Here is a 17,106-nt window from a genome sequence, read left to right on the forward strand (position 1 = left end):
CAAACAGCAATTGGCCAGTTTTGGGAAAGACCCTAATAAAAAGTAAAGCGCGAAACATCACATCAACGTTATGGCGCATATTCTAACTAAAGTTAAACAAAAAAGCTTCCGCAATCGATTGCATTATCAAAAAAAGATGCCATTTTTACTCAGAAAGAATGAAAATAGGCTGAAATAAAAAGGAATCACAGTTTATGAAAATGTATTTAATTGGTGAATTAGCAAAACAATGTAATGTAACCAGTGATACATTACGTTTCTATGAAAAAAATGGCTTACTTGTTCCATCAGGAAGAAGCAGTAGTGGTTATCGTCTTTATAACGAGGAAAACCGTGCTCAAATTCGCTTTATTTTAAAATCTAAGCAATTAGGACTCACATTAGACGAAATCCAAGAGCTACTAGAGATAAGATTGGAAGCAACAAAACATAGCTGTGCGGAAGTAAAAGCCATTACTCAAGCTAAGCTTAATACCATTGATGAAAAGCTTGAACAATTAACCGAAATTAGAACGGCATTAAAGAGTATTAATGATGCGTGTTGTGGTCATGTTGATGGTGATGCATCACATTGTTCCATTCTTTCTGCATTAGCAGAGTTAGAAGAAAAAAAAGGGTAAAATATTTATGCGCCTTTTATTAAAGAAGTTGATAAAATAGCCGATATGGGATGTATAAGAATATGAGCGAAAGTTAGGTGAGAGCCGAATAATGGAAAAACAATACGTAATGAAATTGCTTTCCGCTCTGAAAGTTATCGATAAAAAAATCAGTGAGCAAGGCAAAGCGGTGATGGAGCTTGATGCTCGTATTAAGCGTATTGAAGCTCAGAACGCCAAGATCGCTCAAATGGTTGATGCTGGTGCTAAAGGTTCGAGTACTGCGGGAGCCGGAGCTGATTTAAGTGAACTTGATGAGCGTTTAAAAGGCATTGAAGAAAAAACAGCAAAAGCAGTTGAGCTTATTCGCTCGGGAGCTGGCGCTGGTGGTGGTAAGAAACGAGCTTGGCCGCCATAATAGAGTAAGAAGTTTAAAGTCGATATTACAGGTAATGTAATATCGGCTTTTTTATGCCAGTTGCTTTGTAGAGCTGCTTATCTTAGACATAAAAAAAGCAGCGTTAATTACTTAACACTGCTTTAAATTTTTCAATAAGGCGTGATTAGTTCATGCCGTATTTTTTTAGTTTTTTACGAAGTGTACCACGGTTGATACCCATCATATTTGCTGCTTTTGTTTGGTTGCCGCGAGTATGCTGCATGATCATGTCTAGTAGAGGTTGCTCTACTTCAGCTAATACTAATTCATATAAGTCGTTAACTTCTTGGCCGTTTAGTTGGCCTAAGTAGTTTTTCAGCGAAGCCTTAACAGAGTCACGTAGTGGTTTCTGAGTAATTTGGTCTTGTGCTGTAACTGTTGTAACTGTTAATGCTTCTGAAGTCATAGATTGATCGAACATATTCTGTTTAGCTCTTCTGTTATTATGATGCAACGTGGTCGAAATAGCTTTCAAGCTGCTGAAGTTGCTGATGGGCATCTTCAATAGCATTAAAGCCGCGGCGGAATTCATTTGCTTGTTCGTGCTCTTTTAAATACCAACCCACATGCTTACGAGCAATGCGAGGGCCTAAAAACTCACCATAAAATAGGTGAAGCGCTTGAACATGGCCCAATAAAGTGGCCTTCACTTCTTCAATTGGAAGAGGTGGCATGAATTCGCCCGTTTCTAAATAATGTTGGATTTCTTGAAAAATCCATGGCCTACCTTGTGCAGGTCGGCCGATCATTAAAGCGTCTGCGCCGGTGTAATCAAGCACAAAACGAGCCTTTTCCGGTGAGTCAATATCACCGTTTGCTATAACCGGAATCGAAATCGCTTCTTTTACCGCTTTAATGTTGTCGTACTCAGCATCACCTTTGTACATACAAGCTCTAGTTCGCCCGTGGAGCGCTAAAGCTTGAATGCCACACTGTTCTGCCATTTTTGCAACCTGAACACAGTTTCTATTGTCTGGATCCCAGCCTGTGCGTGTTTTCAGAGTAACAGGAACGTCAACTGCATTTACAACTGCCAGTAAGATCTCTTCAATCAAATCTGGTCGTTGTAGAAGCGCTGAGCCTGCAAGCTTCTTATTCACTTTTTTAGCAGGGCATCCCATATTGATATCGATGATTTGCGCACCAGTCTCAACACAGTGTTGCGCTGCTTCCGCCATTAACTTTGGATCTGCCCCTGCAATTTGTACCGAGCGAATACCAGATTCACCTTCATGTACCATGCGATTTTGGGACTTAGATGTTTTCCACAGTTTTGGATTAGAAGACATCATTTCGCTCACAGCCATGCCTGCGCCATAGCGCATACATAACTCACGAAAGGGCCTATCAGTTACACCAGCCATAGGAGCAACGATAAGATTGTTCTTTAATGTATATTTACCTATCTGCAAAACATCCACACACGTTTGTGTCAGCAAGGGCGCGCATTTTACGCATTTTTTGTCCGCCTGAAAAGAGCAAATTTTGAGCATTTACAAATACTTTATGCAATTTGTTTATATTTCAGTCAATTAGACGGTTTTATGCCTCAAATTTAGTATTGAGGCATTGAAGTTTTTTCTAGGAGGAGTAGGTCTAAAGCGACATTACTTCTTAATTCCTGAGATTCTACACCATTCTTGTTGCTCTGCAATTGCATCAAGAGTGAAGTTCTCAGAGTAATATGAAGCAACATCGAGAGCTTGAGTATCAAGTACCCCAGACATAGCTAGAGCGCCGCCAGGAGCAACATGAGCAGTGATAATGCTTGAAAGTTCACGTAGTGGTGCAGCAAGAATATTTGCAACTACAACGTCCGCAACAAGGTTCTCTGGTTGATCTTGAGGTAAGAACAGCTCAAGTTGGTCAGCTACACCATTACGAGTTGCGTTCTCTTTTGAAGCTGTAATTGCTTGAGGATCAATATCGATCCCAACCACTTTAGCAGCCCCTAGCTTGATCGCAGCGATCGCTAAGATGCCTGAGCCACAACCAAAATCGATAACTGTTTTTCCTGTTAGATCGATACTTTCTAACCATTCAAGACAAAGTGCTGTTGTTGCGTGCGTACCTGTGCCGAACGCTAGACCCGGATCAAGCATTACGTTAATAGCATCAGGCTCAGGGATTTCAAGCCAACTTGGACAAATCCATAAACGTTCGCCAAACTTCATAGGGTGGAAGTTATCCATCCACTCGCGTTCCCAGTCTTTGTCTTCTAATTGTTCTACTTTATAGGCAAAGTTATCATCAAGAACTGAGCTTGTTTTTAACTGTGCAATCACTAAATCCATGTCGGTTTCTGCATCATAAAGAGCAACGATATCCGTTTCGCCCCATAAGCGAGTCTCTCCAGGAAGAGGTTCGAAAATAGGAACATCTTTCGCATCTAAAAAAGTTACTGAAAGAGCGCCTGTCTCTTCCATTAGCATGTCACTGATTTGTTCAGCATTTTCAGAGGTTGCGTTTAGTTTTACTTGAATCCAAGGCATGGGGATCACTTTCTTTAGTTGAAAATATCGGCGATTTTATCATAGAAAAAGGCCGTGAGTGTAATCGCTCACGGCCTTTATTTATTTCTTTAACTTAAAAGAATAAAACTGGAGTCTTATTGAAGACCTAATTTTTTCTCAAGGTAATGAATGTTAGCACCGCCGTGTTGGAAGTTCTCATCATTCATAATTGCTTCTTGTAGAGGTACGTTCACGTGAATACCTTCAACAATCATCTCACCTAATGCATTTTTCATACGAGCGATAGCAACGTCACGGTTTTCACCATAAGTAATTAGCTTGCCTATCATTGAATCGTAATGAGGCGGTACTGTGTAGCCTGTATAGATGTGAGATTCCCAACGAACACCCATGCCACCAGGAGCATGGAAACGTGTGATCTTACCTGGAGATGGTAAGAATTTTACGGAATCTTCTGCATTAATACGGCATTCAATAGAGTGGCCACGTAGCTTAATGTCATCTTGGGTATAAGATAACGGTTGGCCAGCTGCAATGCGCAGTTGCTCTTTTACTAAGTCGATACCCGTTACCATTTCAGTAATCGTGTGCTCAACTTGGATACGAGTATTCATTTCTATGAAGTAGAATTCGCCATTTTCATATAGAAATTCAAACGTACCAGCGCCACGATAACCAATTTCGATACATGCACGAGTACAACGATCACCGATGTATTTACGCATCTCTTCAGTGATACCTGGAGCCGGAGCTTCTTCAACCACTTTTTGGTGACGACGTTGCATAGAACAGTCACGCTCACCAAGGTGAATAGCATTACCTTGGCCATCAGCAAGAATCTGAACTTCAATGTGACGAGGGTTTTCAAGGAATTTCTCCATGTAAACCATATCGTTGTTGAAGCATGCTTTTGCTTCTGCACGAGTCATTGCAATTGCTTCAACAAGATCTTTTTCTGCACGAACAACACGCATACCACGACCACCACCACCACCAGAGGCTTTGATGATTACAGGGAAACCAATACGCTTAGCATGAGCTTTATTCTTCGAGGCATCATCATCTAATGGGCCATCAGAACCAGGTACACAAGGTACGCCTGCTTTTTTCATAGAAGTGATTGCAGATACTTTGTCACCCATCATGCGAATAGTTTCCGCTTTTGGACCAACAAAGATAAAGCCAGAACGTTCAACTTGTTCTGCAAAATCTGCATTTTCAGACAAGAAACCGTAACCAGGGTGCACAGCAACTGCACCTGTTACTTCAGCTGCACTGATAATACGAGGAATATTTAAGTAACTGTCGATACCACGAGCAGGACCAATACAAATCGTTTCATCAGCAAGAAGAACGTGTTTTAAGTCACGGTCAGCAGTAGAGTGTACAGCTACTGTTTTGATGCCAAGCTCTTTACATGCTCGCAAGATACGTAGTGCAATTTCACCACGGTTTGCGATAACTAATTTATCTAACATAGAAACCTCTATTATTCGATGATAACAAGAGGTTGATCAAACTCAACCGGGTTACCATCTTCCGCTAGAATGGCAGTAACAACGCCTGATTTATCAGCTTCAATTTGGTTCATCATTTTCATTGCTTCAACGATACAAAGTGTATCGCCCACAGTTACTTGTTGGCCAACTTTAACAAATGGTTTTGCATCAGGGCTTGAAGCGCCATAGAAAGTACCTACCATTGGAGAGCAAACTTGGTGACCAGTAACTTGTGCAGGAGCTTCAACTACAGGGGCAATAGGTGCAGCCGTTGGAGCAGCAACCGGTGCAGCAACAGGAGCAGCAACTTGGTGTATAGGAGCCATTTGAGCTTGAGGTGCTACCGCACGACTGATACGTACTGATTCTTCACCTTCAGAAATTTCAAGTTCAGCAATACCAGATTCTTCAACGAGTTCGATCAGTTTTTTTATTTTGCGGATATCCATTTTGTAATCTCTTCTGTTTATATTCAGTGATCAATTTGAGTGCAAGCGTTTAGCTGCTGCACTCAAAGCAAATTCGTAGCCATCGGCACCTAACCCACAAATCACACCTACCGCTTTATCTGAAAGATAAGAGTGGTGGCGGAAGGGCTCACGTGCGTGGATATTTGATAAATGTACTTCTATAAAAGGAATACCAACCCCAAGTAATGCATCACGTAAAGCGACACTAGTATGCGTAAAAGCAGCAGGGTTGATAATAATGAAATCAATACGTTGATAAGCATTATGAATCGCTTCAATTAGCTCATATTCACGATTTGACTGTAAATGCTCCAGTTCGATATCTAAAGCGTTAGCTTGAATCGTTAAAGCATTAACAATTTGTTCTAAGTTTTGGCTACCATAGTGAGCCGGCTCACGTAGACCTAGCAAATTAAGGTTTGGGCCATTGAGAACTAAAATTCGTGATTGAGTAGACATTGTGATGCTAAATTCCTTGTTTTTACAGGTTAAGTAAAAAAAGCACACCTTTTATAGTAGATTTGGCGAGTTATTGCAATTTTTAGTCTTGCGAGCGTCGATAAAATGCAATTATAGACAATTCACAGCAAATCGCAGCAAAATACTGGTCTTATCAGCTCTAAGTTCTATCTTACTCGGAGTTAATTGAGCCTATTTTGCTGTAAATATGGTAATTAGAATGAAAGAGAAAAACTAAGTTCAATTATTTTAATTTGTTGGTTAATAAATACTTTCTAACTTGTTGAACAATTATACAGTTTTTTATTTTGTTTATTAGTCGGTTATGTTGAAAAGAGAGAAAACTTCTGTCAATTTGGGCTAGAAGTCACAAGAAAAAAGCCGCTATTATTGCTAATAGCAGCTGATCTTCTGAATCAGAGTTTTTACTCTATGAGGGGGAGGGTTAATTCTATTTTGTTAAGCAATATTTCTTTGCTCTTCAATTAGCTTATCGACCACACTTGGATCTGCTAGTGTTGATGTATCACCTAGATTCGAGGTATCTCCCGTCGCTATTTTACGAAGAATACGACGCATAATTTTCCCTGAACGAGTTTTTGGTAGAGAGTCTGTCCAGTGTAGAAAATCAGGAGTTGCAATCGGTCCAATTTCTTTTCTTACCCAATCTTTGACTTCTTTATGTAGTTCTGCACTTGGAATTTCACCTGAGTTTAAGGTGATATAGGCATAAATGGCTTGCCCTTTAATATCATGAGGAACGCCAACAATTGCGGCTTCTGCTATTTTGTCAAAAGCGACTAATGCGGATTCCACTTCAGCGGTTCCCATTCGGTGGCCAGATACATTTAATACGTCATCAACACGGCCAGTGATCCAATAATACCCATCCTCGTCACGTCGAGCGCCATCGCTGGTAAAATACATTCCCTTAAAGGTTGAGAAGTAAGTTTGTTCAAAGCGGTCATGATCACCGTAGATGGTACGCATTTGTCCCGGCCAAGAATCAGTAATAACTAAGTTACCATCGGCAGCACCTTCAATGAGGTTGCCCATATTATCAACCAATGCAGGTTGAACACCAAAGAATGGACGAGTTGCAGAACCTGGCTTTAATGCAGTTGCACCTGGAAGTGGAGAGATTAAAATTCCCCCTGTTTCAGTTTGCCACCACGTATCAACGATAGGACAACGAGCATCACCAATCGTGTTGTAATACCACTCCCATGCTTCAGGGTTTATAGGTTCACCTACCGATCCCATTACTCGAAGAGAGCTTCTTGATGTGCCTTCTATTGCTTCTTTACCGTGAGCCATTAATGCTCTGATTGCGGTAGGTGCAGTATAAAGAATATTTACGTTATGTTTATCAACCACTTCACTCATGCGACTCGTGCTTGGATAGTTAGGTACGCCTTCAAACAAAATGGTTTTTGCCCCATTCGCTAATGGACCATAAATAAGATAAGTATGCCCTGTGATCCAACCAACATCGGCAGTACACCAGAATACTTCGCCTTCTTGGTAATCAAAAATATATTTGAAGGTCATTGCCGCATACACAAGGTAGCCGCCTGTGGTGTGCAATACGCCTTTTGGTTTACCTGTTGAGCCAGATGTATAGAGAATGAATAGAGGATCTTCTGCATTCATCGCTTCAGGTTCACAATGTGAAGAAGCAATTGCGGTTGCTTCATGCCACCAAACATCACGACCTTCAGTCCACTCAATGTCATTACCTGTACGTTGGAAGACAACAACCTTTTCAATTGTAGTAACTGCTGGGTTATTTAAAGCATCGTCCACATTATTTTTTAGTGGAACTGTTCGTCCGCCACGAACACCTTCATCTGCAGTGATCACGACTTTTGCATCGGAATCAACAATTCGTCCTGCTAGTGCTTCAGGGGAGAAACCGCCAAAGACTACGGTATGGACCGCACCGATACGAGTACAAGCAAGCATTGCTACTGCGGCTTCTGCCACCATTGGCATATAAATACAGACCACATCGCCTTTGCGTACACCTTGGCTTTTTAGTGCATTTGAAAATTTACATACTTGTTCATGAAGTTCGTTGAAGGTAATTGAGGCATCATCTTGAGGATCATCGCCCTCCCAGATGATCGCAACGTCGTCACCACGAGTAGCAAGGTGGCGATCAATACAGTTTGCTGAGACATTTAACTCGCCATCTTCAAACCATTTAATATCTACATGGCCAGTATCGAAAGAGGTATTTTTTACTTTGGTATAAGGAGTCATCCAATCCACAATTTGTCCATGTTCACGCCAAAATCCTTCAGGATTAATCACGGATTGCTGATACATTTCACGGTATTTATCTTCATCGGCATGGGCATTGATTGCGATGTCTTGATTGACTGGGTATACGTGAATGTCACTCATGTTGTTTCTCCTTGTGAATACAGCAAATATCCAATTTATGACTGGATTTCATTGCAGCACCGTCATTGGCTCTGCTTTTTTATTGGTAGGGTTGATATTACTTTCGGTTAGAAATGGCTTTTCAACAATTAGACTTTAGTCAGAGAAAGAAGGGTTTACTGAATTTTCAGGGCAGTGAGTGTTGATTTTTGAGACGCAGATCAGCAACTGTGTGCATTTCTTATTTTGGGTAAATCAGGGAAGTCACCATGAGTTAAGCGAACATAGATTAATGCGGCGGCAATGGCATCTTCCAATGCGTCATGGCGTTTGGCCTGCGGTAGGTCTAAATGTCTAGAAATAGCTTCAATACTTAAGTCGTAATAGGCGTTTGGTAATAAACGTTCTAATTTATGATGATAGATATGGCAGACTTCAACGAGTGCATTGGGTAAAGGATGATCAAATTGGCGTAAGCAAGCGCGATCTAAAATCTTTTTATCATAGTGGATGTGATAGCCGACGATTGGTCGATTGCCAATAAATTGAATTAACTGATTGAGCGCATCTTTTTCCGATAGGCCATAAGTGAGATCTTGATGCCTCAGCTGATGAATTTTAATTGAATCAGAGTTCAAACTTTGTGGTGGTGTCAGCTTTAAATGGATTGTTTGGCTGGTTAATACTCGATTTTGTTTAATTTTAATGGCCGCGATCGAAACCAATTCAGCATGATTAGGGTTAAGACTGGTGGTTTCACAATCAATAGAGACTAATTCATCACCAGAGTAGGATGAAAAGAGGGTGTGGTGAGGATGGCTTTGTAATTTATATTGCCACCATAATCGTTGCAGAATATTCATCTCTTAATCCCTTATTTGATAATGGTAACCAAGCCACTCTTTAAACTTCTTTACCACATGTAAGCTATGGCGCAGTAAGTCTCTTTCTGTTCTATCGAGCTGATCAATATGAATATAATTGGAGACTCTATTTTGGCTTTCTTGCAGTTGTTGACGAAGTCGCCATTTAAAAAATAATTTCAATGCTTCAGTTAAATTATCGGCGGTTGATGGTTCTAAGACTTTGCGTGAACTTAACTCTTCAATACGTTGGAAGGTGTTGGTTTTTTCTATTCCTTGCTCTAAAGAAAGGGCGCGAATACCATGAACAATAGGGAAAATCCCTCCTTGTTTAATATCGATGCCTTCTTTTTTATTTTTGACATTACCAAACAGGGTGAGTGGCACTGTGAATTGCAAAGCGGGTCGAGTAAAAATACTCAACGCAAGTTCGTTGTCTTTTAATTTTTTACTGACGCTCTGCTTTAATGGAGAGAGTAAATCTCGGTTACCAGCAATGGCTTGGGCATCAGAAAATATGGCTAAATTCATCATATTATCGCCATTATGCTCAGTGCATATTCGGTTAATATAATGCTGCCACTCTTGTTCTGTTTTTACCCAATGGGGGTTACTGACCATGACATTGCCTTTACATAAAGGATAGCCAAGCTGCAGTAATGTCTGAGTAAATTGTGTCATCAGCTCACCAACGTTATGCCATTCCACCCCATTTTTAATAATTAAGGCGTTATCTTGATCGGTTTTTAAAATTTGTTCCCCGCGTCCTTCTGATCCCATAACCAGTAAACAGCAATGATCATGAAGACTTTTTGGAATCGTTAACGTAAACGCCTTTTCAATGATCTGTTCATTAACGGTAGAGATTAGCTCCATAATAAATCGTGTGCGAATGCCATTATTTATTAAAGTCTCAATGAGTTGGGTTTGACTATTGGCTGCGATGGCAAGCTCTTCAATGCTTTGTGAACGAGCGATGCGTAAAGTTAATACGTGAGAATGAGTAGAGAAAAGACTCAATACCTGTGTCATATCGAGCATGCCAATTAATTTTTTATCCTCTAACACCGCAACCCTTTTTACGTGGTGGCGAGTCATAAGGGTCATGGCATTAAATAGATAGTCATGTTTTTGAATATGCACTACTGGGTAGGTTGCCATTGGGCCGACAGGATGATTCTGTTCATGATCACCAAGAACTAACGCATGTAATAAATCGGTACGAGTAATGATCCCGATGGGTAACGGATTTTCACTTTCTTTACGCCTTGGATCATACTGATTTAGCTCTACAAAAAGAGCATCAATATTATTTTCTTTAAGCAGATGAGTGACTTGTTTTAATGAGGTATTCCAATCTACCGTAATTGATTTTTGAATCGTATCATCATCAACTTTTGTGAGAATAAATTCAGCCAAATTTTTCTGTTGATTTGCTTGGGCTAGAAGGGCTTTCCGTTTTGCTAAACTGCCATTAAAATAAGCGGAAAAATCTGGATTTTCATGATAAATAGAGAGAAATATATCCGTAGGGATAAGGTGACATAAGGTATCTTCAAGGGCGTGATAATTGTGTTTTACGCAATGCTCTAATTGAGAACGAACATCAAAAATATCATCATTAGTATAATGGGCATAAATTTCCCCACTGTCGTTAGAACGCTCTTCAACTACGCCTTTGATTATAATGTATAAGCTTTCAGTCGATTGTCCTTGATACAAAATAATATCATTTGAGCGAAAGTAAGCGATATCGACGTGTCGAGCTAATTGTTCTTGTTGTGCAGTAGTCAGAATATTGAATGGGGCAATTGAGAAATTGATATCAGTTGGCATAACTCCACCCTTTAATCGACGATTTATCCTATTCTCGCTAGAAATGCGATAAGAATGAAGACGACTTTAGTCTAGGGATCTTATTAATGTCTTGAAAATTGAATTCGAAGTCACATTTTAAAAGGTGCAATTTTCTTCTATTCTGTTTTCCCTTTTTATAAAGCTATTCAATGCCATAATGTACACCTCTTTTATTATTCCTTTTTGGACGTTGCTATGTTTCGCGTTTCTCCCTTTACCTGGATCTCTCAATATTTTGGTGGGTTCTTTTTTGCCTACGGTGTTTATTTACCATTTTGGGCATTGTGGTTTGAAGACCAAGGTGTATCTGCTGGAGATATCGGTGTTTTAATTGGTTTAGGTTTTGCAACGCGTTGCGTAGCGAACTTGGTGATAACACCTCGTTTGCATAAGGTTGAATACTTAATTCCGGCATTACGAGTATTGACGCTCGCCTCTTTAATCGCACTCGGTTTGTTTTTAATTAATGGGGGGAACTTCTGGTGGATGGCATTTGTCACCATACTCTTTAATTTATCTTGTGGCCCAGCCGTCCCATTGTCTGATGCCATGACAAATTATTACGCGAAGAATAATTTATTAGATTACGGTCGAACTCGTTTATGGGGCTCGGTGAGTTTTATTGCAGGCTCAACTGTTGTGGGTTATTTAGTGTCAGGGTTTGGCACTGATATGATCGTGTATACTGCGATTGCTGGAATATTAGCGGCACTGTTTTTAGTGATGCGAAACCCTAACCCAATGCCTATATCAGCTTCTGCAGAAGATCATACTCGCCCTAAATTGTTAGCTCTTTTAACGGAACCTGCGGTATTAAAATTCATTATTTTAGTATCGCTTATTCAAGGAAGTCATGCTGCATATTACAGTTTCAGTTCTATCTATTGGAAAGAGTCGGGCTATGAGGAAAGTACCATTGGTTATTTATGGAGCTTAGGTGTTGTTGCTGAGGTAATGGTATTTGCTTTTAGTAAGCAATTGTTTGCAGGATGGAAGATATCAACGTTATTTAAAGTCGCTGCTGTTGGTGTAATGGTTCGCTGGGGATTAACGGCAGCAACGACGGATTTATTTGCCTTAGTGTTAGTTCAAGCATTGCACGGTGTTACATTTGCTATGGCACACCTAGCTGCAATCCAATATATACAAAAATTTCCTCAAAACAAAATGATCCCTCTACAAGCGTTATATAATGCGATTCCGTTAGGTGCTTTTATTGCATTAATGACGACATTAAGTGGTTGGGGTTATGAAGCATGGGGAGCAAATATTTTCTGGTTTATGGCTGTGATGGGAGCCTTTGCTCTGCTGATTAAATTGGATAAAGTGAAAGATAAATAGCTCTTAATCACATTTGTTAGCTTGAGTGAAAAACAAGCGACAATATAACGCTAGAATGGTGCTACAGAGTATTTGTACCCTTCTAGCGTTTTTTTATTACACTAGAATGGTATCACCAAGGATGAGTGATGACACAAGGATGGATTGTGGTGCCAGTATCACTGGCATATTTAGGACTATTATTTTTAATTGCCTGGTATGGTGATAGGCAAAAAGGGTGGCTAGCTCGTTATCGCCCGTGGATTTACAGTCTTTCGATTGCAGTTTATTGCACCTCATGGACCTTTTATGGCACTGTAGGCCAAGCCACCAGTAACCCGTGGTCTTTTCTTCCAATCTATCTTGCACCTATTTTTGTTTTTGTTTTTGCATGGCGTTTTTTAGCCAGAATTATTTTAATTGCAAAGCGTGAACACATTACTTCTATTGCTGATTTCATTGCTGCCCGTTACGGTAAATCCCAAGGATTAGCAGGGGTTATCACCATTATCGCGGTGATTGGCATTTTACCCTATATTGCTTTACAGCTACGGGGGATAACTATGGGGTTAGACTTTGTTGCTCCGAATTTGGCTCAAGATTTAGGGTATCAAGAAGGTCATATTTCTTGGTTTGTTGGCGGAGCATTGGCGATTTTTACTATTCTTTTTGGTACTCGCCATATTGATACTACAGAGCATCATCGAGGCTTGATGATGGCGGTCGCCTTTGAGTCGATTGTTAAGCTGATTGCTTTTTTTTCTGTGGGGGGATTTATTGTCTATTTGGCTTATTCAGAACCTAATATAGATCTGATAAAGGTAGCTAAAGAAACTTATCAATCACCAAATCTCATTACGTTATTATTTCATACCTTACTGACTATGGCTGCGATCATCTGCTTACCTCGTCAGTTTCATACCATTGTTGTTGAGAACGAACGAGCGCAAGATCTACGTACTGCTCGTTGGCTATTCCCTCTTTATCTCTTATTAATGGGGTTATTTGTGCTGCCTATTTCATGGGCGGGACAAGCATTACTTTCTGATGCTTCTAGTGATGCCTTTATTATCAGCGTCCCTTTATCTATGGGGTCTGAATTGATGGCTTTATTGGCTTTTGTCGGAGGAACATCAGCCGCTAGTGGTATGGTAATTGTTTCAACGATTGCATTGGCTATCATGGTATCTAACGATTTAGTTTTGCCTCTATTATTACGTCGAGTAAAAACCACAGCACATTCATTTGGTCATTTTTCTAAATTATTAGTAACGATTAGACGATTGCTGATAGTTTTATTATTAATGGGTGCATGGGGGTTTTATCAAGCATTAGACACAATAGAATCGTTATCTGTTATTGGATTATTAGCTTTTGCTGCCATAGCACAGTTTGCTCCTGCATTAATTGGAGGTCTGTATTGGCGGCAAGGAAATAAAAAAGGAGTATATGCAGGCTTAGCGATTGGTTTTGTTGTTTGGTTAATTACTTTAATGAGCCAAACTCAGATGTTAGCAGGCAGTGCAGAGACTAATTTTTTATTATGGGTAATTACTCCGCCAAACTGGTTAGCTTCATTAGAAGTAAAAACGTCTGATTGGGGGATGATGACGAGTCTAGGCTTAAACTCTATGCTTTTTATTCTTGTATCTTTAGTGACTAGAGCATCGCTAAGTGAACGATTACAAGCGGCGTCTTTTATCGGTGCGCCATTACCTGAAAATGAAGATGTCAGTGTTTATCAAACTCGCGTCACTGTTGGGGAGTTAGAAATGTTAGCGTCTCGGTTTGTCGGGCGCCGCCGAGCTCAGAAAGCATTTCAGCAATTTTCACAGCAGCAAGGTGAAGAGTTACTTCCACAACAACAGGCTAATTCTCAATTAATTCGGCATACTGAACGCGTATTAGCGGGAGTATTTGGGGCTTCGTCTTCTCGTCTAGTACTTACTTCCGCACTTCAGGGAAGAAATATGCAGTTGGAAGAAGTTGCGACTATTGTAGATGAAGCCTCTGAATTGTATGACTTTAGCCGAGGGTTATTACAAGGTGCGATTGAGCATATCAGCCAAGGAATTGCAGTAGTAGATAAGCAGATGAAATTGGTCGCATGGAACCAACGGTATTTAGAGTTATTTACTTTTCCTCCTGGATTAATTCAAGTAGGTCGTCCGATTGCAGATGTCATTCGGCACAATGCGGAACAAGGTCTTTGTGGTCCTGGAGATCCAGAAATTCACGTAAAGCGGCGTGTAGAACATTTAGAACGAGGGACTCGGCACGTATCTTCACGAATTCGTCCAGATGGTCAAGTAATTGAAGTACAAGGAAACCCTATGCCTAATGGTGGTTTCGTAATGAGTTTTACTGATATTACGGTTTTTAGGCAAGCAGAAAAAACACTAAAAGAAACCAATGAGACTTTAGAATCTCGGGTACATGAAAGAACAAAGGAACTTGAAAAGTTAAATCAGCGTTTGGTTAGTGCGACTCAAAATGCAGAATTAACATCTCAATCTAAAACTCGTTTATTAGCCGCAGTTAGCCACGATTTAATGCAACCTCTTAATGCTGCTCGTTTATTTGCATCATCGTTAAGTGAAGTAGCCAAAGATCCTGAAACAGAAAAAATATCAGGGCATATTGAAAGTGCCCTTGGAGCTGCGGAAGAGTTGATTGGTGATTTGCTTGATATTTCTCGTTTAGAGGCAGGTAAATTAGAAACTCATGTTCATGGGTTTTCATTGAGTAGTTTATTCTCTAATTTAGAAGCAGAATTTGGTGCATTGGCAAAACAGCAAGGTATTGAATTTTCAGTGATTCATTCTAACGTGGTCGTGGATTCTGATCCTAAATTGTTGCGTAGAGTGGTTCAGAATTTTTTAACAAATGCATTTCGATATAATCCAAAAGGTAAAGTTATTTTAGGGGCGAGACGAGTCAAAGAACAAATCCGCATTGATGTTTGGGATAATGGCATTGGGATACCAGAAGAAAAACAACAAGCTATTTTTGATGAATTTACTCGGGTGGATCAAAGTCGAGCAGATCAAGGGTTAGGGCTTGGGCTAGCGATAGCAAGAGGTATTTCTCATGCTCTTGGGCATACTATTTCTTTAAGATCTTGGGTGAGTAAAGGTTCAGTATTCTCAGTAGCTTTAGAAAGAGGGGTAATGGTAGAGAGTCATATTTCGGATGTAGTTGAAAAAGAAGAACTGCCGTTAAGCCATCTACGTGTTTTATGCGTTGATAATGAACCTGATATTTTAGTTGGAATGGAATCATTACTTGAGCGCTGGGGGTGTGAGGTAAAAATCGCGACTGATCTGATGGGAAGTTTACGCAGTTTAGAAGGTGGTTGGATCCCTGATGTTATTTTTTCTGATTATCGTCTGGATAACGATCGTACTGGCTTAGAAGTATTGCAGCAATGTCGTTTACGTTTAGGAAATACGTTTGAAGGTGTGATGATTAGTGCAGATAAAACAGATGATTTATTAGAGTGTATTAAAAGTAACGGCTTTGGTTTTATTTCAAAACCAGTAAAACCCTTAAAACTTAGAGCGGTGTTAAACCGTCATTCTTAAAGCAATAATGATGATATTACAGCCATGCGGCGCATTGTTTTTGAAAATGATATAGTGTCACTATATAAATTATAACAACGGACTGATAATGAACTACGATATTTTTAATGGTGATGCTGACGGCATTATCACACTGCTTCAGTTACGCCTTGCTTCACCTTTGGACTCTCAGTTAGTGACTGGTGTGAAACGAGACATTAATCTTGTGGCAAAAATAGAAGCTAAATCGGGTGATAAACTTACGGTATTAGACATCTCGATGGAAAAGAACATGGTAGGTCTAGAGCTTGCTTTAAGCTCTGGCGCTGAGGTGTTTTATGCTGATCATCATCGTGCGGGTGAGATCCCTGAGCATGAGAATCTATCTGCTCATATCGATTTAGATGCCAATACGTGTACTGCATTGATTATCGATCATCTATTAGATGGCCAGTTTCATGAGTGGGCGATTACCGCTGCTTATGGTGATAACTTAATTGCTAAAGCGGATGACTTGGCAGACGCTGCCGGTTTATCTGTTGAGCAAAAAGAACAGCTAAAAGAGTTGGGTACCTTAATCAACTATAATGGTTATGGAGCTAAGGTTGAGGATTTACACTTTGATCCTGCTGACTTATATCAAGCGTTATTAAAATACTCTTCTCCTTTTGATGTAATTGCCGATAAAGCCTCTCCTTTTTATCAGCTTCAAACTGCCTATCAATCGGATATGGATAATGCTCTTGCGATTCAAGCACTGCATAAAAGTGAGAAACTGGGATTATTTGAATTACCAAACAAGGCATGGGCACGTCGTATTAGTGGTGTGTATGGTAATCTTCTTGCAAATCAAAACCCCGATTCAGCTCATGCGGTATTAACGCAAAATATGGATGGCACGTATATGGTGTCACTGCGAGCCCCGTTGAATAATAAGCAAGGTGCAGGGGAGATTTGTAGCTCGTTTGAAACCGGTGGTGGGCGTGAAGCGGCGGCGGGAATTAATGCGTTGCCGAAAGAGTCTATTTCTGAATTTGTTAAAGTGGTTGAGAGTAAATACTAAACGAAACTAGAAACTATACGCTGCGCTAACTAGAGACTATAAAATCAAAAGCGAGCACGTTACTTTTGCTCTTGATTTTATAGTTTCTAGAGCGGAGCGTTCTAGCTAGCGC

The 17,106-nt window shown here is 40.2% G+C and carries 14 protein-coding genes; 5 read left to right on the plus strand and 9 right to left on the minus strand.

Annotation, left to right across the window (positions count from 1 at the left end):
* Positions 1-200 precede the first annotated feature (200 nt).
* Together zntR and ACU5DF_RS19825 are read left to right on the plus strand one after the other, a co-directional pair.
* Entirely contained in the window at positions 201-620 is a 420-nt protein-coding gene (gene zntR, locus ACU5DF_RS19820; RefSeq protein WP_446714281.1) for a Zn(2+)-responsive transcriptional regulator, read from the plus strand.
* A 91-nt stretch (positions 621-711) separates the two neighbouring features.
* Positions 712-1,017, plus strand: coding sequence for a hypothetical protein (locus ACU5DF_RS19825; RefSeq protein WP_045103095.1), 306 nt, complete (start codon positions 712-714; stop codon positions 1,015-1,017).
* Positions 1,018-1,162: 145 nt separating this feature from the next.
* Here ACU5DF_RS19825 and fis read toward each other — a convergent pair whose 3' ends face one another.
* The 9 genes from fis to ACU5DF_RS19870 all read right to left on the minus strand — a co-directional run bounded on the left by fis (position 1,163) and on the right by ACU5DF_RS19870 (position 11,027).
* Entirely contained in the window at positions 1,163-1,459 is a 297-nt protein-coding gene (gene fis, locus ACU5DF_RS19830; protein WP_005421285.1) for a DNA-binding transcriptional regulator Fis, read from the minus strand.
* A 22-nt stretch (positions 1,460-1,481) separates the two neighbouring features.
* Positions 1,482-2,450, minus strand: coding sequence for a tRNA dihydrouridine synthase DusB (dusB, locus tag ACU5DF_RS19835; RefSeq protein WP_446714282.1), 969 nt, complete (start codon positions 2,448-2,450; stop codon positions 1,482-1,484).
* 195 nt (positions 2,451-2,645) lie between these two features.
* Positions 2,646-3,530: a 50S ribosomal protein L11 methyltransferase gene (gene prmA / locus ACU5DF_RS19840; RefSeq protein WP_446713933.1), complete on the minus strand. Its 885-nt coding sequence runs from the start codon at positions 3,528-3,530 to the stop codon at positions 2,646-2,648.
* Positions 3,531-3,646: 116 nt separating this feature from the next.
* On the minus strand, positions 3,647-4,990 hold the full coding sequence (accC, locus tag ACU5DF_RS19845) for an acetyl-CoA carboxylase biotin carboxylase subunit (RefSeq protein ID WP_446713934.1): 1,344 nt from the start codon (positions 4,988-4,990) through the stop codon (positions 3,647-3,649).
* Between the two features lie 11 nt (positions 4,991-5,001).
* Positions 5,002-5,460: an acetyl-CoA carboxylase biotin carboxyl carrier protein gene (gene accB / locus ACU5DF_RS19850; protein ID WP_045103091.1), complete on the minus strand. Its 459-nt coding sequence runs from the start codon at positions 5,458-5,460 to the stop codon at positions 5,002-5,004.
* A 30-nt stretch (positions 5,461-5,490) separates the two neighbouring features.
* Entirely contained in the window at positions 5,491-5,940 is a 450-nt protein-coding gene (gene aroQ / locus ACU5DF_RS19855) for a type II 3-dehydroquinate dehydratase (RefSeq protein WP_045103090.1), read from the minus strand.
* Positions 5,941-6,399: 459 nt separating this feature from the next.
* Positions 6,400-8,349: an acetate--CoA ligase gene (gene acs / locus ACU5DF_RS19860; protein ID WP_045103089.1), complete on the minus strand. Its 1,950-nt coding sequence runs from the start codon at positions 8,347-8,349 to the stop codon at positions 6,400-6,402.
* Between the two features lie 200 nt (positions 8,350-8,549).
* Complete coding sequence (locus ACU5DF_RS19865; protein WP_446713935.1) at positions 8,550-9,191, minus strand: 3'-5' exonuclease; 642 nt, start codon at positions 9,189-9,191, stop codon at positions 8,550-8,552.
* A 3-nt stretch (positions 9,192-9,194) separates the two neighbouring features.
* A complete protein-coding gene (locus ACU5DF_RS19870) occupies positions 9,195-11,027 on the minus strand; it encodes a putative nucleotidyltransferase substrate binding domain-containing protein (protein WP_446713936.1) in 1,833 nt (610 codons plus the stop codon).
* Positions 11,028-11,243: 216 nt separating this feature from the next.
* Between ACU5DF_RS19870 and ACU5DF_RS19875 the strand changes: the two genes are divergently transcribed.
* The 3 genes from ACU5DF_RS19875 to ACU5DF_RS19885 all read left to right on the plus strand — a co-directional run bounded on the left by ACU5DF_RS19875 (position 11,244) and on the right by ACU5DF_RS19885 (position 16,994).
* Positions 11,244-12,389, plus strand: a complete 1,146-nt coding sequence (locus ACU5DF_RS19875) for a 3-phenylpropionate MFS transporter (protein WP_446713937.1) — start codon at positions 11,244-11,246, stop codon at positions 12,387-12,389.
* A 128-nt stretch (positions 12,390-12,517) separates the two neighbouring features.
* Positions 12,518-15,952: a hybrid sensor histidine kinase/response regulator gene (locus tag ACU5DF_RS19880; protein WP_446713938.1), complete on the plus strand. Its 3,435-nt coding sequence runs from the start codon at positions 12,518-12,520 to the stop codon at positions 15,950-15,952.
* Between the two features lie 88 nt (positions 15,953-16,040).
* Positions 16,041-16,994, plus strand: coding sequence for a DHH family phosphoesterase (locus ACU5DF_RS19885; protein ID WP_446713939.1), 954 nt, complete (start codon positions 16,041-16,043; stop codon positions 16,992-16,994).
* The last annotated feature ends 112 nt before the right edge of the window (positions 16,995-17,106 follow it).

The sequence above is a fragment of the Aliivibrio wodanis genome (assembly GCF_052920805.1).